Genomic DNA, 23099 nt, shown 5'->3' on the forward strand with positions numbered 1-23099 from the left:
GGGTTGCGGCAAACAACAATAATTAAAGGAGTGATCCTATGAAAATCAACAAGTTCCTGACCACCGCCGCAGCTACGCTGGGCCTTGCACTCTCCCCTTTGGCCATGGCCGATGAATACCGCATCGCTCTGGTTGTGAAATCACTGGGTAATGGCTTTTTTGAAGCGGCCTATGAAGGTGCACAGGAAGCCGCCGCCGAACTGGGCAATGTAGAGGTGATCTACACCGGCCCGACATCCACCACGGCTGAAGGTCAGATCGAGGTCATTACCTCGCTGATCGCGCAGAATGTCGACGCCATTGCGGTATCGGCCAATGATGCGGACGCCCTGGTACCCATCCTGCGTCGTGCTCAGCAACGGGGTATCGAGGTCATCTCCTGGGATTCCGGGGTTGCTGTTGAAGGTCGGTCTATCCACCTGAGCCCGTCCAACGACCAGTTGATCGGTGAGATGAATATCACCCTGGCGGCTCAGTCCCTGCGCCAGACCGGTGCCGAGTCGGGTCAGTTCGCCATCATGAGCGCCACGCCGACTTCGACCAACCAGAACATCTGGATCGAGGAAATGGAGAAGGTCCTGCCCAACTTCCCCGAGCTGGAGCTGGTAGACATCGTTTACGGAGATGACCTGGCAGACAAGAGTTACCGGGAAACCCAGGCCCTGCTCAGCAATTATCCTGACCTGAAAGTGATCGTGGCTCCGACAACTGTCGGTTTCCTGGCTGCGGCACAGGCGGTGCGTGACGAAGGCCGTATCGGTGAAGTCTATGTCACGGGTCTGGGTCTGCCGTCCGAGCTGGCCGGCCATGTGGATGCCGGTACGGTGCACAGCTTTGCGATCTGGAACCCGATTGATCTGGGTTATGCGGCCACGCATATTGCCTATGATCTGCTGAACGGCTCTGCGACCAATGAGGAAGTCAGCATGGGTCGTCTGGGAACTGGTCGTGTAGACCATGAAGGCAACGTCGCCATGGCAGAGCCTTTCATCTATGACGCCAGCAATGTGCATGATTTTGCCGATATCTTCTGAGCCGGAAGACTGCCTTGCAGAGTCTGCATAGATAAGTAAGAGGGGGTGGGCAGCACCACCCACCCCCGTGCTGAATACAACGATAAAGAAGCACTTATGGAATCCACCTCTCCTTTGTTTGCCTTGCGCAATGTAACCAAAGTGTTCCCTGGTGTTCGGGCGCTGGATGATGTCCGACTTGAGCTCTATCCGGGACAGGTCACGGCGCTGGTCGGTGAAAACGGCGCCGGCAAGTCGACCCTGGTGAAAACCATGACCGGGATCTATCAGCCTGAAAGTGGCGAGATCTGGTACGACGGTCAGCAGGTGACCATTCGCAACCCCGAGGATGCCCGTCAGATGGGCATTACCGCCATACACCAGGAAACCGTGCTGTTCGACGACATGACGGTGGCCGAAAACATTTTTGCCGGCAGCTACCTCACCCGAGGTCGCTTCGGCAACCTGGACTGGAAGGCGATGAACCGCCGGGCCCAGGAGATACTGCACGACATAGAGGCGCCCTTGTCACCCACGGCCATGCTGAGCGGGCTGAGCATCGGCCAGAAGCATATGGTCGCCATTGCACGGGCGCTGTCAGTGGATGCTCGGGTAGTGATTCTGGATGAGCCGACGGCAGCGCTGTCGCACCACGAAATCCATGAATTGTATGAACTGGTGCGCCGCCTGAAAGCCAGGGGCACTGCCATCATGTTCATTACGCACAAGTTTGATGAAATCTTCGCCATTGCAGACCGCTATACGGTGTTTCGAGATGGGGCCTTTGTGGGCGACGGCCGCATAGAGGATGTCACTGAACCCGAGCTGGTCGAGATGATGGTGGCGCGCAGTCTGAATGAGACCTACCCCAAGGTAGAAGCCCCGCTGGGTGAAGAAGTGTTTCGCGCTGAAGGATTCTCGCACCCGACCGAATTTGCGGACATCTCCTTTGCCGTGCGCAAGGGCGAGATTCTGGGCTTCTATGGCCTGGTCGGAGCCGGGCGGACGGAAATCATGCGCGCCTTGATCGGTCTCTCTGAACAGGCGCGCGGCGAGATCTATATTGAGGGCCAGCGGGTGTCTGTGCGCTCTCCGGCGGATGCGGTGCAAGCCGGTCTGGTTTATGTGCCGGAGGAACGACAGCAGCAGGGTGTCATGCTGGACATGCCCATCTATCAGAATATCAGTTTGCCGCAACTGCACCGGACCAGCCGGGCCGGGTTTCTCAGTACGCGCAACGAACTGGCCGTGGCCCGGCAGTATGGCGAGCGGCTCAATGTGAAAACCTCCAGTTGGAGCGAGCTGGTCAACAACCTGTCCGGCGGCAATCAGCAGAAGGTGGTGATCGCCAAATGGCTGGCTACCCACCCGCGCGTCATCATCATGGACGAGCCCACCAAGGGCATTGATATCGGCTCCAAGGCGGCGGTGCATGCGTTTATGTCCGAGCTGGTGCAGCAGGGGCTGGCCGTCATCATGGTGTCGTCCGAACTGCCCGAGATCATGGGCATGGCAGACCGGATGATTGTAATGAACGAAGGTCGACAGGTGCGCGAATTCACGCGTGATGAAGCGACCGCAGAAGCAATTGTCAGCGCAGCAACAGGTGTCAGAGCATGAACAGTATTGTTGAGTTCTTGAAACGACGTGAAGTCCTGCTCGGTATTGTCGTGCTCTGCATGATCGCGATTATCGGCAGTATCAACCCGAACTTTCTGCAGATACGCAACCTGATCAGTGTCTACAACGACACCTCCATCTTGATCATTCTGGCTCTGGGTCAGATGCTGGTAATTCTGACCCGCTGCATTGACCTCTCGGTGGCAGCCAACCTGGCGCTGACCGGGATGGTGGTCGGGTTGCTGAATGCGGCGTTCCCCGGCTTTCCGGTAGAAGGCCTGATTGTACTCGCCGTGCTGATGGGTGCCTGCCTGGGTGCGATCAACGGTGCCTTTGTCTGGCTGCTCGGCGTGCCGGCCATTGTGGTTACTCTGGGCACCATGAGCATCTACCGGGGCAGTATCTTCCTGCTCAGCGGTGGTGATTGGGTCAATGCGCACCAGATGAGCCCGGCCTTCCTGGCCATTCCCCGACAGCTGTTCCTTGGCGTGCCCGTGTTGAGCTGGATGTCGCTGATCGTGATAGCACTGATGGTCTATATCACCCGCTTCCGCCCCTTTGGACGCCAGTTCTTCGCTGCCGGTGGCAACCCGCGGGCGGCCTTCTATACCGGCATCAATGTGGGCTTTGTGCAGTTTCGTGCCTTTGTGATTTCAGGGGCGCTGGCCGGCCTGTGCGGTTATCTCTGGGTGTCCCGCTATGCGGTGGCCTATACCGAGGTGGCCAATGGTTTTGAGCTGCAGGTGGTGGCCGCCTGCGTGATTGGTGGTATCAGCATCATGGGGGGTGTCGGCACCGTCGCCGGGGCCTTTCTGGGCGCGCTGTTCCTCGGCATTATCAGCAACTCGTTGAGCATTATCGGTGTGTCCCAGTTCTGGCAGATGGCCATATCCGGGGCCGTGATCATCATTGCGGTGATTGCCAACTCCCGTTCCGAGAAAAAGCCGGGACGCATCATTCTGCGTGAAGCCGTGGCTGCAGATGCCATCGACGAATCAGCCCGGGGCGACACTCGCCCGGCCACTGGACAATAAGGAGTGGATGATGGAACAGTCAGCCAAACTGCCAATACCGAATACCCTGAGCACACCGCTGAAATCACTGCTGGTGCGCTGGGAAACCTTTCTGCTGGCGGTGTTCGCCGCTGTGTTCATTGCTTTCTCGGTAACCTCGCCCTACTTTCTGAATGTGTGGAACCTGTCGGATGCCACCTTCAATTTTACCGAGCGGGCGCTGATTGCACTGCCCATGGCCATGCTGATCATCTGTCGCGAGATCGATCTCTCGGTGGCCTCCATTATTGCGCTGGCCTCCGTGGCTATGGGCTATGTAGCGCAGACCGGAGCGGATGTGCCTCTGATCGTGCTGACCGGCATCACGGTCGGCCTGCTGTGCGGCCTGTTCAACGGCTTTGTTGTGACCACCTTCGGCATTCCGTCCATCGTGGTGACCATCGGTACCATGAGCCTGTTTCGAGGCATCACCCAAGGCCTGATGGGCAACCAGGTGCTGCGTGACTATCCGTTCGAATTTGCCTTCTTTGGGCAGGGCTATGTGTACTGGGTGTTTTCGTTCCAGTTCGTGCTGTTTCTCAGCTGCGCCCTGTTGTTCTATATCCTGTTGCACCGAACCAATTTCGGCCGGCGAACCTATGCCATTGGCAACAACCCGACAGCGGCGGAGTTCTCCGGTATCAAGGTGCGCCGCCACAAAATGATTCTGTTCGCCATGGTGGGTGTGATGGCAGGCGTGGCGTCCGTGCTGCTGACGTCACGTCTGGGCAGTACCCGACCCGCTATTGCCTTTGGCTGGGAGCTCAGCATCGTCACCATGGTGGTGCTCGGTGGCGTGAACATACTGGGCGGTTCCGGCACCATACCCGGTGTGGTTATTGCTGCCTTCCTGATGGGTGTGGTCACGTTCGGACTCGGGCTGATGAATATTCCGGGCATCGTCATGAACATCATCATCGGCCTGATGCTGATCACGGTGATCAGCATTCCGGTGATCATGCGGCGAATCCAGCAGCATCGGAGTCGACACCTATGATCCACGCTTCCGTGATGCAGCTGCACCCCGGGCAGGAAACCGAGTACCGGCGCCGGCATGACGAACTGTGGCCGGAGCTGCGGGCCCACCTGAAAGCCTGCGGCATACGCAACTATCACATCTTTCTGCATCCGGAGACGCTGCAACTGTTCGCCTGCTTTGAAACCGAAGATGAGCTGGATGAACAGCGACTCAAGACAGCGGCTGTGATGCAGCGCTGGTGGGACTATATGGCCGACATCATGGACACCAGAAAAGAGTCCACGGAGCCGGAAGCAACCCAATTGCGTGAGGTGTTTCACCTGCCATGAGTGCTGATATGGATTTGCGACAACCAGTGATTGCGGTGCTGGATATCGGCAAGACCAACGTCAAGCTGTGTGCCATAGAAGGCGGCAATCATGGCGGGGCGCTGCTGGCCAAACACAGCCGGAGCAATGGTGTAGTTCAGGGCGCGCCCTATCCGCATGTGGATGATAGAGCTATCTGGCATTGGGTGTGCGAGGCGCTGGCACAACTGGCGCGCGAGTATCATGTGACCTCCATCGCCATTACCACGCACGGGGCGACGGCGGCCTGCCTGGCCGGTGACGAGCTGGCACTGCCCATTCTGGATTACGAAAGCCCGCTCTGTCAGAGCCTGAATAATGAATACCGCACCACCAGACCGGCCTTCGAGGAATCGGGTAGCCCGGACATGGCTGTGGGCCTCAATCTCGGCCGGCAGCTGTATTGGTTGTCCCGGGCCTATCGGCAGGCTTTCGAGCGAGTCACGGATATTCTGCTCTATCCCCAGTACTGGGGGTGGTTGCTCAGTGGCGTGAAGGCCAGCGAGGTAACGTCGCTGGGATGTCATACGGACCTGTGGGACCCGATGCGGGAGGATTTCTCTTCCCTGACCGACCGCATGGGCTGGCGCGAACTCTTGCCCGACCTGCAGCCCACCGGCGAGGTGCTGGGGCCGGTGCAGCCGGAACTGGCAGCCCGGCTCGGTCTGCCGGAAGACTGCATGGTCTGCAATGGCATCCATGACAGCAATGCTTCTCTGGTACCCCACCTGCTGACCCGCAGTGCGCCCTTCACCGTGGTGTCGAGCGGCACCTGGACCGTGATCTGCAGCATTGGCGCCAGTGCTGAGCGTCTGCAGGAAGACCTGGACATGCTGGTCAATGTGAATGCCTACGGCGAGGCTGTCCCCACCATCCGCTTTATGGGCGGCCGCGAATGGGAGACGTTGCGGGGCACGGGGCAGACATCGCTGGCCGATCTGAAGCGGGTGATGACGGCAGAGATTCATGCCTTGCCAGCATTTTCAGACCAGGGCGGCCCTTTTCGGCATCATGCAGGGCGCCTGGTTGGCCCGGTGCATCAACTGAACAGTGCCGGCAAGACGGCTCTGGCGTCAGTCTACTGTGCGCTGATGACCGACTACTGCCTGGACCTGCTCGGCAGTGAAGGGGATATCGTCATTGAAGGCGCCTTTGCCCGCAATGATGTCTATATGTATACCCTGGCCACGCTGCGGGCTCAGGGTGCCCGGCAGGACCTTTACGGCAGCAGTGACAGCACCGGCACCACTCAGGGCACTGCCATGCTGGGCCAGAGCATCAATCATTGGCCGCTCAGTGCGGCGCAGCTTGTGGCGCCGCTGGCAGAGTCACAGGCTTTGCTTGCGTATGCCGGAAACTGGCGCCAGTTGGTCAAGGCCATGGCTGCCGCCGCCTAGCGCCTGCAGTCTCTCCTTTCTCGTCCCGGACGGGCTCAGGGATGGCGGACCAAAACGATCAGCTCTCTGGGCCCGTGCACCCCGTAGGCCAGGGTCTGCTCGATATCAGCCGTTTTTGAGGGGCCTGAAATCAGCAACACATTCGTTGGCATGCGGGTCGCCCAGTGTTCGCGCTGCATGGCCTCCTGGAAGGTGGGGTAGAGGCGATCGGCATCCAGCACGGCGATATGGATGGGTGGCACCAGACTCATCAGGCGGGGCTGGTCGGCATCCGGCCACAGGATCAGACTGCCGGTTTCAGCAATGCCGCCTTCAGTAGAGGTCAGGCTGACTTCCACTTTCTCGAACAGTTCGCTCTGCCAGTCCTCGATGGGACGATCATAGGTCATGGGCTCGACCTCGGTATCCGCAAGGGCGGCGCGTGCCTCCACACCCACGGCATGCCGGGCCGGCAGGAGCAACCGTTTGAGCTGGCGTGCCTGCAGCAGGTCGCGCAGAGCGTCTGTCCATTGCGCCGCCGGCGTATGGATGACCTCGCCGTGGACACTGGTCAGGCAGCGCTCGAAGCGTTCCAGCATCTGTTCACGGGTGGGCGTGTCCGGCGTCATCACCCGAAAGTTGCTCGTCGGTACCGACAGCGCTCGATCGGTGCGCTGGCGCAGGTGGTGCAGAATGCGGGCTCTGGCCTCTTGGCTCATGACGAACTCCTGTTGCGTTGCAGTAGGTGCTGATGCAGGGATCTGGCGGCTGGTCGTGGTGCCTTGCGGTAGCGCGTCCAGCCACCCAGCCGGCGTGGCGACAGAAAGCGCAGCGCCATGACCAGCCTCAGGGCGGCCCGATAACAGCGCGGATGGCTGTTCAGCCAGGCCCAGGCCCGCCATACGCCAACCTCTGTCCAGTGGCGCTTGACCCCATGGCCGCGGACCACTGACGGCCTGCTGCTGTCGCCATCCACGGCTTCGCGGCGCAGGCGTACCAGCAGCTCGGGAATGGGTATGCGCACCGGGCAGACCTCGCCGCAGGCGCCACACAGGGACGAGGCGCTGGGCAGATCTCTGGTGTCTTCCAGACCCAGCAGGTGCGGCATCAGTATCTTGCCGATGGGGCCAGGGTAGGTGGTGCCATAGGTGTGGCCACCGACTCGGGTATAGACCGGGCAGTGGTTCATGCAGGCACCACAGCGAATGCAGCGCAGAGTGTCCAGCAGTTGGTCATCCTGATAGATGTCGGAGCGGCCGTTATCGACCAGCACCAGATGCACGGCCTGCGGGCCGTCCTGTTCCTCCGCCTTGCGGGGGCCGGTGATCATGTTGAGATAGGTGGTGATGTGCTGGCCGGTAGCAGAGCGCGTCAGCAGGCTGAGCAGCGGCGGTACGTCAGCCAGGTGCTGCACGACTTTCTCAATGCCGGTCACGGCAATGTGGCAGGGCGGCACCGTGGTACTCATGCGGCCGTTGCCCTCATTTTCCACCAGGCACAGCGTGCCGGTTTCAGCGATTGCGAAGTTGGCCCCGGAAAGGCCCACATCGGCGCGCTGAAAGGCCTGCCGCATCTGCGCCCGGGCGCTCGCCGTCAGGTAGTCGACATCCTGTGAGCGTTGGGTGCCGGTCTTGTCATGCAGCAGCTCGGAGATTTCCTCGGTATTCTTGTGAATGGCCGGCATGATGATATGCGAGGGTGTTTCTTCGGCGAGCTGCACAATGTATTCGCCGAGGTCCGACTCCAGCGCCGTAATCCCGACTTCGGCCAGATGATGGTTCAGTTCCATCTCCTCCGACACCATGGATTTGCCCTTGATGACCGAGCGGGCGCCCTGCTGCTGACAGATGTCGGTAATGATCTGGCAGGCCTGGTCGCCGTCCTGTGCCCAGTGCACCTGTATGCCGTTGCGTGTGCAGTTGGCTTCGAGCTGTTCGAGCAGGTCCGGCAACTGGCTCAGAGCGCGCTGGCGGATTGCGGCGCCGAGGTCGCGCAGGGCTTCGGTGTCGTGGTCCTGCAGTGCTGTGGCCCGCTTCTGCATCAGGCCATCCATGGCGCGACGAAAGTTCTGCCTGATACGCGGGTTGTTGAGCGCGTCACGCGCGCGTGGATGAAAATGCCGGACGGCTTCCTGGCTGCTCACAGGCAACGCTCCTTCAGAAAGCTGAGTATGTGCTGGCCGCGCACCGGGCTGCCCTTGTGTTCGGCATGGCCGTCAATATTCATCAGGCAGCCGCAATCAGTGGTGACAAAGTGCTCCGCCCCGCTGTCCTCCAGTGCCTGCAGCTTGTCTTCCACCATGGCGCCGGACACTTCCGCGTGGCGCACGGCAAAGGTGCCGCCAAACCCGCAGCATTCGGTCGGCCGTGCCTGCTCGACCAGTTCGACCTGCTGCAACTGGCGCAGCAGTGCCGGGCCGGCATCGGCCGCGCCCATCTCGCGGCGCGCAGTGCAGGACGTGTGCAGGGCCACGCGCCGGGGCTGCCCCCGATCCTGCAACTGCAGGTGGCAGACGTTGACCAGAAAGTCGGTCAGTTCCCAGGTGCGCCGGGCAATCTGCTCGGCCTGTTCTGCCAGTGGTGTGCCGGCAAACAGTTCGGGGTAGTGGCGGTGTATCATGCCGGCGCAGGAGCCGGCAGGCACCACAATGGGCCAGGGCTCCGGAAACAGAGCCAGCTGTTTCGTCGCTACCGCACGCGACTCATTTATATAGCCGGAACTGTAGGGCGGCTGGCCGCAGCAGGTCTGGTCGGCCGGGTAGATCACCTCGATACCGGCATGCTCCAGCAGCTCTATGCCTGACAGCCCGGCCTCCGGGTAGATAATATCCACCAGGCAGGTGGCAAAGAAATACACCTTCTCGGGTTTGGCAGGGTACAGTTTTATTCTGTCGCTGGACGTCATAATGCTCTCCAGATCGGGCCAGCCAACACTTGATTGTATATGATTGTTATTGACTGATAGTGATCGTAAATTTACCACATATCAGGCGGAATGACAGCTCTGTGATCAATGTTGACTGTAAAACAGGGCTCGACACGATTGGCCTGACGCTGGTAGGGGCGCACCATGAGCCCGCTCAGTACGCTCTTTGGCGATAATGCAGTGCGGGCCTATGGGTTGGCGGTGCTAGATGAATGACCGTCTATATTCGGTCAGACTCAATATCGCCATGGCCTGGCCGTAGGGCATCGAGGTCAGCGGAATATTCCGGTAATAGTCCAAGTCTTCACCCATGGCCGTGCCGAAGGACACATGCTTCAGTTCGCCGGTAGGATCAATCTGCTTGAATACCCCCTGAATCGCCTTTTCGGCGGGTGCGAAGTACTCCTGGCTGATCAACCGCTGACGGATGGCCTTGAGCATGCCGTAGGCAAAGCCGGCGCTGGCGGAGGCTTCGGCATAGGAGTCCGGGTCATTGAGCAGCGTGGGCCAGAGGCCGCTGTCGCTTTGGCAGGCGACCAGCGCTTCGATCTGACGGTTCAGTACTCCGGTCAGTTGCCGGTACACAGCATCGGTCTCGGGCAGCCCGGTGACCTCGAGGAAATCCGGGATGGCAATGGTGACCCAGCTGTTCCCGCGAGCCCAGAGGGCATTGGCAAAATTGTGGTTGCCTGCAAAGGTCCAACCATGAAACCAAAGGCCGGTTTCCGTGTCCATGAGGTACTGAGTGTGCTGCAGGAACTGGAACTTGGCCTCTTCGACGTAGTCAGGTCTGTTCAGCAGTCGGCCGATTTTGGCCAGCGGCATGACTGACATCATCAGGGTGTCATCCCACATCTGTTCCTTGTTTTCACTGTTGTAGACAACATGCTGCAGGCCCCCGCAGCGGGTTCTGGGCATGTCATGCATGACCCAGTCTGCCCAGGTTTCCAGGTAGGGCAGCAGGGATGGGTCCCGGGTATCTTCGTAGCGGTAAGCCAGGGTCAGAAACGGACAGACCGTGTTGACGTTCTTGGTGGCCTGGCGTTCTCTGAAGCGATCCCGGAACCATTGGTCCACGATCTCCATGACGGACTCGTCATTGGTTTGGCGGGCGAACTGGTACATGCCGTACAGTCCAATGCCGTGGGTCCACTCCCAGCCGGCCCAGCCCTTGGTATCGATTACGCGGCCGTCGTCCAGGTGCAGAAGAAATTCCCCGGTTTCATCCTTGATGTTGATCAGGTTGTCGATCAACGCACGGATGGCCCCATCAACCTGCTCGACCTCCAGTGGCCGCTGCGGTTGGCGTAGCAGAGAACTGTGTTTAACGGGATAGACTGTCATGCGATCCTCAATTTCTACAATATTGTTTTAAATCAAACCCATGGCCCTGGGCAGGAACAATGTCGTGTTCGGCACCAGAGTGATCAGCAGAAGTACGGCAATAATGACCAGGTAGTAGGGCAACAACGGCAGGAGAGCCTTTTCCACGCGAATTCCCGCGACGCTGGCGCCCACAAACAGTCCACTGCCTACAGGTGGCGTGATGGTTCCGATACAGAGGTTGTACACCATGAAGATGCCGAAATGGACAGGGTGTACGCCTAGATTGGTCGCAATGGGCAACAGAATGGGCGTGAAAATCAGAATGGCCGGTCCGATATCCATAAAGGTGCCAATCACCAGCAGCAGTGCCGTAATGATCAGCAGTACGATCAACGGATTTTCCGACACACCCAGAATGAAGTCCCGGATCATGGCCGGCAGGCCCGTGATCGACATGGCAAACGACATGGCGGATGACGTGGCCAGAAGAAACATGATGATGCCGGTGAGAATCAGCGTCTGCTTCAGAATGGCCTGCATGTGGGCGAATTTTACCGTGCGGTAAACCACAATGGTCAGGAAGGCGGTGTAGACAACAGCGACGGCGGAGCCCTCTATGGCCGTGAATACGCCACCGACAATGCCGCCAACGACAACGACTATCAGACATAGGCTGGGCAGCGCCTGCCAGATCACCCTGAGGGCTGTGCCTTTCTCGATTTGCTGCTTTGATCGATAGCCCCTGCGGCGTGCAATCACAAAGGTGACGGCCATGCAGCCCAGACCCCACAGAACGCCAGAGACCAGGCCGCCGGCAAACAGCGCGGCAACAGAGGTACCGCCGCTGGCCAGCGCATAGAGAATGAAGGCCGTGGTCGGGGGTATCAGCATGCCCGTGGGGGCCGATGCTATGTTCACGGCGGCGGCAAACGCCCGATCATAGCCGTCACGCACACTCATGGGCACCATGACGCCACCAATGGAGGTGGAGGCGGCAATGGCTGATCCGGAGATGGCCCCAAAAAGCATGTTGCCGCCGATATTGGTGTGAGACAGCGAACCCGGGATGCGGCCGGTAATCAGTTTGGCGAAATTCACCAGTCGCATGGCGATGCCGCCCATGTTCATGATGACACCGGAGAGAATGAAAAAGGGCACGGCCAGCAGGGTAAAGCTGTCCAGGCTTGAAAACATGCGCTGAGCCACGGTGAACATGGCGATATCCGGGGGCAGTGCCAGGAAGATGGTCAGCAATGACGAAATGGCTATGCAGATGCCGATGGGAACGCCAAGCAACAGGAGCACGGCAAAGGTGGTCATCAGTATGATCGGTGCATCAAACATCTTGGCTTGGCTCCTCCATGTGCGGCGCAGGACTGATATGTTTCAGGAATAACTGAATGCAGTTGAGTAGGCTGTAGAATGCCAGCAGGCCGCCGGAGATGGGCATGGCCAGATAGACATAGCCCATGGGGAGCCGCAGGGCAGGTGACAACTGCATCATGGTCATGTTCACCGCCTTGAGCCCACCGATGATCAGGACATAGACTGCGAACGCCAGAAAGGTCAGCTCAATCATGATTTCCCAGTAGCGCCGCCAATGCTTGGGCGTTCCGTCCACGAGCAGTGTAAAGGCGACATGCTTGCGCTGACCGGCCACATAGGCCAGGCCGATCATGGACAGCCAGACCAGTGAAAAACGCAGAAACTCCTCAGTGACGCCGGCAGGAGAACTGAAATAGAAGCGACTGATAATCTGCCAGCAGGCGGCACCGACCATAACCAGAAGCCAGAGGCTGCACACCCAGAAAATGAGCAGGTCGATGGGTTTTCTTACAAGGTTCATAACGATCACTCCGGAAGCAGGACCATACGGAAGCGGGTAAATGACTTCCGAATGGTCCTGTATCTTCGACTAAAGTGCTACACGCGATCGGTTTGATCGGGCGTCAAATCATTGCTCACTGACTGAGATGATTTGCTCGTAAAGTTCGAAGTGGGCCGGACGTGATCTCAGGTCTTCGTACATGGGTTGCACGGCTTCCTGGAACGGTTCCAGGTCGACATCGTAGAAGGTCACACCGAACTCTTCTTCTGACTGCTGCCGCGCCTCGGCCACTGCCTCGCTCCAGGCTTCCTTCTGGAACTCGATCGATTCGGCCATGGCTTCTTCGACGGCTACGCGCTGCTCTTCAGTCAGACTCTCCAGAGTGGAGGTGCCGATCAGCACGATGTCAGGAATGCGGGTGTGCATGTCATAGGAGTAGTGCTTGGCGACTTCACCGTGACGCGCCACAGTAATGGCGAATTCGTTGTTTTCGGCGCCATCGAGTATGCCCTGCTGAATGGAGGTATAGACCTCGCTTTGCCCCATGGCGACGGGAATGGCACCCAACAACTGCATCATTTCGATGGCGGTTTCGCTCTGCATGACTCGAATACGCTTGCCTTCCAGGTCCTCAACGGTCTGCACCGGCTGATTGCGCATATAGAAGTTGCGTGACCCGGAGTCGTAGTAGCCCATGGCCACAAAGCCCTGGTCGGCCGTGGACTCGAACACAGGTCCGACAATCTCGGGGTCGTCCATTACACGGTAGAAGTGTTCGGTATCATCAAACAGGTAGGGCATGGAGAACACACCGTAGATGGAAGAGAAGCTGTCCATCAGGCCTGCTGACACCTTGGTGATGTCGACGGCACCCGCCTGCATCAACTCTACCAGTTCGCGCTCGCCACCCAGTTGGCTGTCCGGATAGATGTTGACGGTGACTTCGCCGTCTGTCTTTTCCTCGATCAGATCAGCCAGCAGATGCAAGGCATCGATAACCGGTTGGCTGTTCTGTGCATAGGCCATGGTCAGTGTGTTTGCCTGTGCTGATGACAGGCTGAGTGCTGCCACTGCTGCGGTCATGAGCGTGCCGCGCAGTGCCTTTCGGATGATAGTTTTCATTGTTTTTCTCCTGGTCCTCAGGTCACAAAGTTATTATTGATTGAAATTGTGAAGTTCCATCCACCTTGATGGAGAGCTGGCCACCACCGACACTCCGGTTGCAGGCCTGCCAGTTCCTTTCATGACCGATCAATATCAGTCAACTATGAGCAAGAATAAACGAAACATTGATCGTTTAAAAGTGAAATATTGTTTTGTTTTTTATGAATGGCTATCATCAGTCAGCTCTGAAACGAGGTGATTACGATGAAAGTCCTGTCTGTCCTGGGTGAGTGCATGGTTGAGCTGACCTACCAGAATGGCCAGTTGGTCAGTGGTGTCGCCGGTGATACCTACAATACTGCGGTCTACTTCAGGCGCCTGTGTGATCACGGGTGGTCGACCCGGTTTGTCAGCGCGGTGGGCCATGATCCGATGAGTGACCGCATGCTGCAGCAGTGGCAACAGGAAGGCCTGGACAGCACCTGGACGCAACGTCTGCCAGACCACCTGCCGGGCATCTACATGATTGATACTGACCGTGCCGGGGAACGCAGCTTTTATTACTGGCGGGATCAGTCTGCCGCGAAGTACTGGTTGGCCTCTCCTCAGAGTGAAGCTGTCCTAGCGCAACTGCAGCAGTCAACCGTGATTTATCTGAGTGGCATCAGTCTGGCCATTCTGCCGCCGGAAAGCCGTAGTCTTCTTGTCGACTGTCTGCGTGCTTTTCGGGAAGACGGCGGTCAGGTGGCGTTTGACGGCAATTACCGGCGCCGTCTCTGGGAGAACAGGGGCACAGCGCGGTACTGGTATTCGAAGCTGCTGCGGGAAACGGATCTGGTCTTCCTGACGCTGGAAGATGAGCAGGACCTCTGGGACGATGCCTCTGTGGACAGTGTGCTGGCAAGCGGACGTCTGCCTGCCGATACCGAAGTGGTCATCAAGCAGGGGGCTGATCCTGCAATCGTTCAGACTGTCGACGAGCGCTTGGTTGTGCCTGCCTGTCGCGTCGAGCCAAATGCAATAGTGGACACCACTGCAGCGGGAGACTCATTCAGTGCCGGCTATCTGGCTGCCCGCCTGCAAGGGCTCTCTGCCAGGGCGTCAGCTCAGGCCGGCAACAGGCTGGCGGCGCGCGTTATTCAGCATCCGGGAGCCATTCTGCCGCGTGGCGAGATGCCGGCCCTGGTCGACTGACCACTACCCCTTTTCATCCTGATCCGGTCCTGTAGAATTAGTAAATTAGTGTTCCATTTTTTTTAAAACGCCGGGCAATGTATGAAGAATCCACTATGACCAAGAATGCCAAACAACCGGACTCGGTCTCGTCAGTGCTGAAAGTATTCGGCATTCTGCAGGCGCTGGGGGAAACCAGGGGTATCGGTGTGACTGAGCTGTCGCAGAAGGTCATGACATCGAAGAGTACGGTGTATCGCTTTCTGCAAACCATGAAAAGCCTTGGTTATGTGCATCAGGACGGGGACAGCGACAAATACTCCCTGACCCTGAAATTGTTCGAATTGGGCTCAATGGCACTGCAGAATGTCGACCTGATTCGTATTGCCGATGTGCATATGCGCAAGCTGTCTGAACAGACCCTGGAGACCATTCACCTGGGTGCCCATGAAGAAGACAGTGTGGTGTACATCCACAAGATTGACTCTCGATACAGTCTTGGGATGCAGTCCCGCATAGGGTTCCGCAACCCGTTGGCCAGCACCGCACTGGGCAAGGTGATGCTTGCCTGGCTGCCTGAAGACGACGCCGAAACCATACTGCGCCGCGCTACCTACAAAGCCTACACGAAGAACAGCCCGCGAAGCGCCGACGACGTCATGCCCTTGTTGAGCCAAGCTAGAGAGAATGGCTACGCAGAAGATTTTGAAGAAATGGAAGACGGCCTGTGCTGCATTGCGGTGCCGCTGTTTGATCGCTTCGGCAAGGTGATCGCCGGCATGAGCATTTCATTGCCGGTGATACGGTATGACCCCGCTCGCAAACAGGACATTATTCAGCTCCTGCACGATGCAGCCCGTCAGATATCTTCTGAACTCGGCTGCCGCGACTACCCTTTCTGAAGGGTTTGCAGAAAAAGAAGAAAAGCCCGATTTCATCGGGCCAACCACCCTCCGTCCACCGCCAGAGTGAAACCATTGACGTAGTCTGAGGCCTGCGAGGCCAGAAACACGATCGGGCCTTTCATGTCGTTCGGTGTGCCCCAGCGCCCTGCCGGAATGCGCCCCAGCAGTTCCTGGCTGCGGTCCGGGTCCTTGCGCAGTTGCTCGGTATTGTTGGTGGCCATGTAGCCCGGGGCAATGGCATTCACGTTGATGCCGTCGGCGGCCCACTCATTGGCCAGCGCCCGCGTCAGACCCATGACGCCGCTCTTGGATGCTGTGTAGGACGGTACCCGGACGCCACCCTGATAGGACAGCATGGACGCAACGTTGATAATCTTGCCGCCATTTCCCTGCTTTCTATATTGTCTGGCGACGGCCTGAGCCATGAAGAACAAGGTCCGCAGATTGATATTGAGCACGTCGTCCCATTCTTCTTCGGTGAAATCATAGGCATCATTGCGTTTTATGATGCCGGCATTATTCACCAGAATATCAATCTGGCCAAAGTGATTGACCGCCGTTTCGACGATCTCCTTTATAGCATCTGTTTTGCGCAGGTCGGCATGGATGTTCACGAAGCCACGGTCCAGTGACTCCACTTGCGCTTTCGTATCCTTGGGCTCGCTGTAGTTGACGCCCAGAATGTGACAGCCAGCCTCGGCAAGAGCCAGAGCCATTCCCTGGCCCAGCCCGGTGTTGCATCCGGATATGACAGCGACCTTGTCGCGCAGGTCGAACTGAGATGCACTCATACTCATTCTCCTGTCAGATCAGCGAATATCCGGAACAGCGATGTGGTCCATGTCGGTGAAGACCTGGTTTTCACCGACCATGCCCCAGATAAAGGTATAGCTCTGGGTGCCCACGCCTGAGTGGATGGACCAGCTCGGGGAGATCACGGCCTGTTCGTTGTGTACTGCAATGTGTCGAGTTTCCTGCGGCTGACCCATAAAGTGGAACACGGCGGCATCGTCGGCCATGTTGAAGTAGAAATACACTTCCATGCGGCGCTGATGCGTATGGCACGGCATGGTGTTCCAGAGGCTGCCATCTTCAAGTTTTGTCATGCCCATGAGCAACTGGCAGGTGGGCAGCACATCCGGTACCAGGTATTTGTAGATGGTCCGCCGATTGCTCGACTTGGCTTCTCCGAGTGTAGTGGGCGACGCCTCTTCCAGTGTCACCTTGCGGGTGTCATGGCGCACATGGGCTGGGGCGCAGTTGTAATAGAACTTTGCGGGATTTTTCGGATCGGCGCTGCGGAACTGAATCTTTGCCGACTCCTTCCCGATGTAGATGGCCTCTTCCGAGCCTACTTCAAAGGTCTCCCCGTCAACCTCGACGACGCCTGCGCCACCGATGTTGATGGCGCCCAATTCACGACGTTCGAGAAAATAGCTGACGCCCAAAGACTCACCAAGGTCGGCAGTCAGTTCAACGGCCTTGTCCACGGGGTGGATGCCGCCCACGATGATCCGATCGATCTGGCTGTAGGTCAGTGTAATGTCGTTTTTCTGGAAAACTGGCTGTACCAGGAATTCGTCGCGGATCTGTTGTGTATCCAGCTGTTTGAAATAGTCACTGTGCATGCTTTGACGTACTTGCATGGCACCTCCGTAGTACTTTGAGGAATGAATGATTCCAGCGAGGGCATTTGCAGACCGCAAAACCCTGCTGGAGGCCTGCTCAGGCCAGACCAATGGGTGCATCCTGACGACATGAAACATGTATGTCAAATAAAATAAAACATTGTTTTATTAATCGACCTGTTGAGCAAGAGCTGTGATGGCCGGCCAGTCCTGGTCCTGAATATGTGTCTTTGGTGCCAGCCAACTGCCACCTACACAGAGCACATTGGGCAGCTCAAGGAAGTCATCCATGTTCTGCGGGTTGACCCCTCCGGTAGGGCAGAACTTCAGCTCGGGAAACGGGCCTGCAAAAGCCTTGAGAGCCGCAGTGCCACCCATAACGGTTGCGGGGAAAAACTTGAAGTGCCGATACCCATACTCGACTCCACGCATGATTTCAGAGGCCGTACCCACTGCAGGCAAGAAGGGCAGCTCTATGTCCTGCCCTGCTTTCAACAGGGTGTCTGTGGCGCCGGGGCTGACGGCGAAATCGGCATTGACCGCCTGCAGTTGCTCCAGTTGTCGGGGGGTCATGACCGTGCCAGCCCCGATTGTCAGGCCCGGGATCTGCTTCATTTCCCTGATGGCATCCAGCGCAGCCGGTGTGCGTAATGTCACCTCCAGCACAGTCATGCCACCTGCAGCCAGAGCCTGTGCCAATGGTATGGCATCCCTCAGGTCATCTATTGCCAGTACCGGCATCACTGGATTGGCCTTTTGTAGCAGTACTTCCATGCGCTCAGAATCACTCATAGGTTTCTCACCGAACTCGTCTTCAACAGTTTTAAGAACACTATACTAAAAAAATTGAAATAGTATTTCAATTTAAAACGAGAAAACGACGATACAGAGCGGGCCCATGGGGTGGCGAGGTGATCTGGCGGATCAGGTTGCTGAGCTGCCTCGCACGATCAGCTCCGGCCTGAACAACGAATGTTCCGCCTTGGTACGCCCGCCGATGCGCTCCAGCAACAGGCGCGCAGCTTCCGAACCAAGACGGTGCCCGGACTGGTTCAGACTGGACAGTCCGAAAGGGCGCAGACGCTGATCGAAGGTGTTGTCATAGCCCACTACGGCGAGCGCTTCCGGTACGCGGATGTTCAGTGACTCGGCCACAGTGAACGTATCCAGGGCCACTATGTCGCTCCAGCAGAACAGGCCGTCGGGCGGCTCGCTGCTGTTGAGCAGGTCATGGATAACCTGCTGGGTTCTGGCTTCGTCGAAGTGGCTGTAGGTCACCCGGTTTTCTGTCTCTATTCCATGAGCTTCGAGTTCTGCCATGAAGCCCAGTTCCCGTTGCCGAATGACATTGGTGGCGTCACTTTCGGGCAGCGCCAGGCTCAGCATGACGGGGTTTCGGCTGCCCTGTGCCAGCAGGTGTTTTGTGGCCATTCTGGCTCCAAGATGGCTGTCGAAATTGGCGGTATCAAAAGCAGTTTCCTGGTCATGATGATAAGCGATCACACAGGTCGGTATCTGGCGTGCGATGCGCTCCAGCTCTGGTTCCGGCAGTCGGGGTGCAATCATGATCAGGCCATCCATCTGGCGATCAATCATGGAGTTGATCAGGGCGCTTTCCAGTGGCACCTGCGATTGCCCGACGCCCAGCAAGGGCTGATAACCAGTCCCCTCGAGGCCTTCAATGACGCCATCAAAGATGTTCGGGAGGTAGGGGTTGCGCAGATCATTCTGCAGGATGCCTATGGTGTAGGTTTTGCCACGCATACCCCTGGCTGCAGTGTGCGGGCGGTAGTCCAGCTTGCGCATGGAGGCTTCCACCCGCTCTCTCATTTTGGCGCTGACGCCGTATGAGTTGCGCAGAACCTTTGAAACGGCAGCAACAGATACCTGTGCATCTTCTGCTACTTCCTTGATGGTTACGCGTTTTCCGGTCTGTTTCATCGTCTGTCCGGCGTGCTCGTTCCTGAATCAATTTGATCGAATTTTATTGAATTTGCAATTTTATGGTTGCAATTCGGAAGTTCTTGATTAACATGAATTGTAGAACGTTATACAAAAATAAGCAGTGACGCTATCACTAGCTCAATATGCCTCTTGCAGGCCGCGTGCTTTGATGGCGCCGGAGACCTGAATTATGATGAATACTCTGCCCTCCATAAACTGGACTGCCCTGATGATCGGCCCGGAAACTGATTCCGGAGTCGGCGCCCCTGCGCCCGCTCTGGCCCGGGAGTTCAGTCTGTCCGGAGGCCTGCCTGCCGAGGCTACACTCTACATCACCGCCTGGGGTCTGTACTGCTGCTTTATCAATGGGAGGCGCGTGGGTGAGGACATTCTGACCCCGGGCTGGACGCCGTATGACTTGCGGCTGGCCTATCAGACTTACGATGTATCCGCACTGCTGCAGGAAGGCACGAATCACATCGAGATTTGGCTGGCGGACGGCTGGTTGCGTTCCCAGATGATGTGGAAGGATGCGGCCCTGACCAACACCTGGGGCGACCGGCTGGGTGCCCTGGCAGAGATTCGCAGCGCCGACGATGAGGTGCTGTTGAAAACAGATGCCAGCTGGCTTTCCGGGGTGACACCGATTCGTCGCAGCGGCATCTATTTCGGTGAGCACTATGATGCCGGGCAGAAGCCGGGTGCCTTTGCCGGCTCGGTCAATGTGCTGCCTCTGGACTACTCAGTCCTCTTTGCTCAGGAAACCACTCCGGTGCGTGAGCTCGAGCCTTTCGAAGCGGTCGCAAGCTGGGAAGACGCCGATGGACGACTGACGGTCGATTTCGGACAGAACCTGGCTGGATATGTGTCCTTTACCGTGCAGGGAGATGCGGGTGATGAAGTGCTGGTCGAGCATGCCGAGATACTGGGGCCGGATGGCACCATAGACAATAGAAATTTCCGCACTGCAGAGGCCATACTGCGCTATCAGTGCAGGGGCGGTGAGCCGGAGACCTATCGACCCTGGTTCACCTTCATGGGTTACCGCTATGTTCGCGTGACCCTGAGCGGTCGGGCTCGTCTGCAGGCAATTCAATCAATACCCATCAGCTCGGTGCGCGAACAGACAGGCCATTTTGAGTGCGGTCACCCGTTGGTCAATCAACTGGTCAGCAATACGCTGTGGTCGCAGCGGTCCAACTTTATCGAAGCGCCTACTGATTGCCCTCAGCGTGACGAGCGACTTGGGTGGACCGGTGATGCTCAGGTGTTTGCCGGCACCGCCTGCTACCTCCACAACAGCCATGCCTTCTTGCGCAGTTGGATGCGTGATGTGATTGCCGAGCAGACCGATGAAGGTGCAATCCCTCATGTGGTGCCCAACCCCGTGCGACGTGACGGGTCGCGCATGCCGAATATGGTGGGCAGCACCGGCTGGGGAGACGTGATCCACGTTATGCCCTGGACTCTGTGGTTGCACTATGCAGACCGGGCTGCACTGGAAGAGGCCTATCCGGCCATGCAGCGCTGGATCGATTTTGTCTGGTCGATCAGTGAGGGGCCTATAGTGCGTCCGCCCCGGGAGTGGTCGGAGCGGGGTTTCAGCTTTGGCGACTGGCTGCAGCCCTCAGGCTCGACCGAGAAACCCAATGCCACCATTGGCGATGATGCTGCGGCCACCATCTATCTCTACATCGCGCTGACGAATACGACACGGATCGCTGAAGTACTGGATCGCCAGGCAGATGCCTCGGCACTGAAAAGTCGGGCTGATGATGTTCGTCAGGCCTTTGCCAGAGAGTTTATTACTGCCTCTGGCCGCATCGGTTACAACGACCAGACGTCTTACGCCCTGGCCATTCTGCATGATCTGGTGCCGCCCGAACTGCGCGCCGCTGCCCGGCATTACTTCGTCGAATCCATACGACGCACCGGAAAGACAATTGGCACCGGCTTCATCGGTACTCCTGCCTTGCTGCCGGCGCTGATCAAGGCCGGTGAGCCCGAATTGGCTGCAGAACTGTTTCTGCAGGAGTCGGTGCCGGGCTGGCTTTATCAGGTCCGCAAGGGTGCAACCACCATCTGGGAACGCTGGGATGCCATCCGGGAAGACGACAGCATCTTCGAACCGGACATGAATTCCTACAACCACTATGCCTACGGTGCAGTCTGCCAGTGGCTGTTTGAAAGTGTGGCCGGTATCTGTCCGGACGCAGATCAGCCGGGCTTCCGGGTTATCAATATGCAGCCGGTGATTCTGCCTGAACTGGGGCCGGTAAAGGCGTCGCATCGCTGTCATCTCGGCCAGATTTCTGCCAGCTGGAACGTGGCAGGAGACCGGGTGACCTATGAAGTCGATATCCCTGCATCCGCAGAAGGTTGTTTTTCCCTGGCCGAGTCGGCCACTGACATCAGGTTGAACGGGCAGCCGACATCACTGAGCGAGGTGCTCAGCTTGCCGTCCGGGGCCCATCAAATCGAGTTCAGGCTTCCCCGCCTGAATCGAGCAATGCAGGCGCATCAGACCGCCAAACAATCATAAACTGCGACTACGCAAGCGAGGACTATTATGAAAACAACAAAGTCATACCGCCCACTCGTCAGCATCCTGGCCCTGATGATGGCCGGGTCGGCAATGGCGAACGACGTCCGCCTGGATCTCCTGACTGACAATTCACCGAACAGTCTGGCTGCGGCCAACGCTCTGGTGAATGCCTATATGGAAGAGAACCCCGGAGTCCGCATTGAAGTAGAAGTACGACCCGGTGGTTCCGAGGGGGACAACATTGTGCGCTCACGGCTGGCAACGGGTTCGATGTCGGACCTGTTCTTCTACAACTCGGGCTCACTGCTGCAGGCACTGAACCCGAGCCGGACGCTGGTAGATCTGAGTAACGAGCCCTTCATGGACAATGTGCTGCCGTCCTTCCAGTCAGTCGTGGAAGCCAACGGTGGTATCTACGGTGTACCGGCAGAAGCCGGCATGGGTGGCGGCATCCTGTACAATCGAGACATCTACGCAGAATTGGGTCTTGAAGTTCCCACCACATGGGATCAATTCATGGACAACAATACCGTGATTGCCGAAGCGGGTTATGCTCCTGTTATCGGTACCTTCCGGGACACTTGGACTTCTCAGCTGTTTGTGTTGGCGGATTACTTTAACGTCATGCAGGAAGACCCGGATTTCCATGCTGAGTTCACCGCCGGTAATCGAACCTTTGCCGAGAGTACACCTGCTCTGCGCAGTTTCGAGCGCATGCAGTCGGTTCATGAAGCCGGGTATTTCAATACCAACTATGACTCTGCAGGCTATGAAGACGGCCTTCGTATGCTGGTTGAGGGTGAAGGCGCCCACTACCCCATGCTGACCTTTGCCATTTCAGCGATAGTTGAAACCTTTGGCGATCAGGTCGACAACGTCGGATTCTTTGCCCAGCCTGGGGACAGTCCTGATGCCAACGGCCTTACTGTGTGGATGCCGGGCTCGCTCTACATCAATCAGGACAGCAGCCACATAGACGAAGCCAAGGACTTTCTGGCCTTTGTCGCCAGCACGAGAGGCTGCGAGGTCATTATTGATGAGATTGGTGCTTCCGGGCCCTTTCTGATCGAAGGTTGTGGCCTGCCGGATGATGTACCGCAGCCGGTCGCTGACATGCTGGTCTATTTTGAAGACCCCGAGCGCAACGCGCCAGCGCTGGAATTTCTGTCTCCGGTTAAAGGGCCTTCCCTGGAACAGATTACAGTGGAAATTGGCTCCGGCATCAGAGATGCCCGTTCCGGTGCCGAGCTTTACGACCGCGACGTGCGTCGCCAGGCCCGCCAGCTCGGCCTTGATGGCTGGAACTGACGCGGTAACCGGGCTCCGTCGCCTCC

Annotated in this window: 21 protein-coding genes; 10 read left to right on the plus strand and 11 right to left on the minus strand. The window is 57.8% G+C overall.

The genetic code is table 11. The features are described from left to right. Positions 1 to 38: 38 nt before the first annotated feature. The 6 genes from rhaS (at position 39) to E4656_RS10615 (ending at position 6408) form a co-directional block, all read left to right on the plus strand. Positions 39 to 1034 (plus strand): rhamnose ABC transporter substrate-binding protein, encoded by a 996-nt coding sequence (gene rhaS / locus E4656_RS10590; RefSeq protein ID WP_135483194.1) that lies wholly within the window; start codon positions 39 to 41, stop codon positions 1032 to 1034. Between the two features lie 96 nt (positions 1035 to 1130). Then, positions 1131 to 2633, plus strand: a complete 1503-nt coding sequence (locus E4656_RS10595) for a sugar ABC transporter ATP-binding protein (RefSeq protein ID WP_135483195.1) — start codon at positions 1131 to 1133, stop codon at positions 2631 to 2633. Continuing rightward, entirely contained in the window at positions 2630 to 3667 is a 1038-nt protein-coding gene (locus E4656_RS10600; protein WP_135483196.1) for an ABC transporter permease, read from the plus strand. The genes E4656_RS10595 and E4656_RS10600 overlap by 4 nt, the downstream gene beginning before the upstream one ends. Before the next feature lie 10 nt (positions 3668 to 3677). Further along, positions 3678 to 4682, plus strand: a complete 1005-nt coding sequence (locus E4656_RS10605) for an ABC transporter permease (RefSeq protein WP_205849167.1) — start codon at positions 3678 to 3680, stop codon at positions 4680 to 4682. Beyond that, entirely contained in the window at positions 4679 to 4993 is a 315-nt protein-coding gene (rhaM, locus tag E4656_RS10610) for an L-rhamnose mutarotase (protein ID WP_135483198.1), read from the plus strand. Before E4656_RS10605 ends, rhaM begins: the two co-directional genes overlap by 4 nt. An 8-nt stretch (positions 4994 to 5001) precedes the next feature. After that, on the plus strand, positions 5002 to 6408 hold the full coding sequence (locus E4656_RS10615; RefSeq protein ID WP_167856023.1) for an FGGY-family carbohydrate kinase: 1407 nt from the start codon (positions 5002 to 5004) through the stop codon (positions 6406 to 6408). Between the two features lie 35 nt (positions 6409 to 6443). On the opposite strand, the gene E4656_RS10620 is transcribed toward E4656_RS10615, so the two are convergent. From E4656_RS10620 to E4656_RS10650, 7 genes are all read right to left on the minus strand, one after another. After that, on the minus strand, positions 6444 to 7106 hold the full coding sequence (locus E4656_RS10620; protein WP_135483200.1) for a LutC/YkgG family protein: 663 nt from the start codon (positions 7104 to 7106) through the stop codon (positions 6444 to 6446). Further along, complete coding sequence (locus E4656_RS10625) at positions 7103 to 8530, minus strand: LutB/LldF family L-lactate oxidation iron-sulfur protein (RefSeq protein ID WP_205849168.1); 1428 nt, start codon at positions 8528 to 8530, stop codon at positions 7103 to 7105. Before E4656_RS10625 ends, E4656_RS10620 begins: the two co-directional genes overlap by 4 nt. After that, complete coding sequence (locus E4656_RS10630; RefSeq protein WP_135483201.1) at positions 8527 to 9291, minus strand: (Fe-S)-binding protein; 765 nt, start codon at positions 9289 to 9291, stop codon at positions 8527 to 8529. Before E4656_RS10630 ends, E4656_RS10625 begins: the two co-directional genes overlap by 4 nt. A 225-nt stretch (positions 9292 to 9516) precedes the next feature. Further along, the gene (gene bglB / locus E4656_RS10635) at positions 9517 to 10656 is read right to left on the minus strand and encodes a beta-galactosidase BglB (RefSeq protein ID WP_135483202.1); all 1140 of its coding nucleotides are present in this window, start codon (positions 10654 to 10656) and stop codon (positions 9517 to 9519) included. Between the two features lie 27 nt (positions 10657 to 10683). Then, entirely contained in the window at positions 10684 to 11982 is a 1299-nt protein-coding gene (locus tag E4656_RS10640) for a TRAP transporter large permease (RefSeq protein WP_135483203.1), read from the minus strand. After that, complete coding sequence (locus E4656_RS10645) at positions 11975 to 12484, minus strand: TRAP transporter small permease (RefSeq protein ID WP_135483204.1); 510 nt, start codon at positions 12482 to 12484, stop codon at positions 11975 to 11977. Before E4656_RS10645 ends, E4656_RS10640 begins: the two co-directional genes overlap by 8 nt. Positions 12485 to 12592: 108 nt before the next feature. Beyond that, positions 12593 to 13588 (minus strand): TRAP transporter substrate-binding protein, encoded by a 996-nt coding sequence (locus tag E4656_RS10650; protein WP_135483205.1) that lies wholly within the window; start codon positions 13586 to 13588, stop codon positions 12593 to 12595. A gap of 246 nt (positions 13589 to 13834) precedes the next feature. Between E4656_RS10650 and E4656_RS10655 the strand changes: the two genes are divergently transcribed. Together E4656_RS10655 and kdgR are read left to right on the plus strand one after the other, a co-directional pair. Continuing rightward, positions 13835 to 14764, plus strand: a complete 930-nt coding sequence (locus tag E4656_RS10655; RefSeq protein WP_205849169.1) for a sugar kinase — start codon at positions 13835 to 13837, stop codon at positions 14762 to 14764. 95 nt (positions 14765 to 14859) lie between these two features. Further along, positions 14860 to 15645 (plus strand): DNA-binding transcriptional regulator KdgR, encoded by a 786-nt coding sequence (kdgR, locus tag E4656_RS10660; protein ID WP_135483206.1) that lies wholly within the window; start codon positions 14860 to 14862, stop codon positions 15643 to 15645. A gap of 32 nt (positions 15646 to 15677) precedes the next feature. Here the strand turns inward: kdgR and kduD are convergent, their stop codons facing one another. From kduD to E4656_RS10680, 4 genes are all read right to left on the minus strand, one after another. After that, a complete protein-coding gene (kduD, locus tag E4656_RS10665) occupies positions 15678 to 16439 on the minus strand; it encodes a 2-dehydro-3-deoxy-D-gluconate 5-dehydrogenase KduD (protein ID WP_135483207.1) in 762 nt (253 codons plus the stop codon). A gap of 18 nt (positions 16440 to 16457) precedes the next feature. After that, a complete protein-coding gene (gene kduI / locus E4656_RS10670; protein ID WP_135483208.1) occupies positions 16458 to 17294 on the minus strand; it encodes a 5-dehydro-4-deoxy-D-glucuronate isomerase in 837 nt (278 codons plus the stop codon). Between the two features lie 150 nt (positions 17295 to 17444). Then, complete coding sequence (locus E4656_RS10675) at positions 17445 to 18068, minus strand: bifunctional 4-hydroxy-2-oxoglutarate aldolase/2-dehydro-3-deoxy-phosphogluconate aldolase (protein ID WP_135483209.1); 624 nt, start codon at positions 18066 to 18068, stop codon at positions 17445 to 17447. Positions 18069 to 18200: 132 nt separating this feature from the next. Continuing rightward, on the minus strand, positions 18201 to 19217 hold the full coding sequence (locus E4656_RS10680; protein WP_135483210.1) for a LacI family DNA-binding transcriptional regulator: 1017 nt from the start codon (positions 19215 to 19217) through the stop codon (positions 18201 to 18203). A gap of 193 nt (positions 19218 to 19410) precedes the next feature. Between E4656_RS10680 and E4656_RS10685 the strand changes: the two genes are divergently transcribed. After that, positions 19411 to 21762, plus strand: a complete 2352-nt coding sequence (locus E4656_RS10685) for an alpha-L-rhamnosidase (protein WP_135483211.1) — start codon at positions 19411 to 19413, stop codon at positions 21760 to 21762. Positions 21763 to 21789: 27 nt separating this feature from the next. Continuing rightward, the gene (locus E4656_RS10690) at positions 21790 to 23073 is read left to right on the plus strand and encodes an ABC transporter substrate-binding protein (protein WP_135483212.1); all 1284 of its coding nucleotides are present in this window, start codon (positions 21790 to 21792) and stop codon (positions 23071 to 23073) included. Positions 23074 to 23099: the final 26 nt, after the last annotated feature.

The sequence above is a fragment of the Natronospirillum operosum genome (assembly GCF_004768465.1).
In the GTDB taxonomy this organism is placed as follows: Bacteria; Pseudomonadota; Gammaproteobacteria; order Pseudomonadales; family Natronospirillaceae; genus Natronospirillum; species Natronospirillum operosum.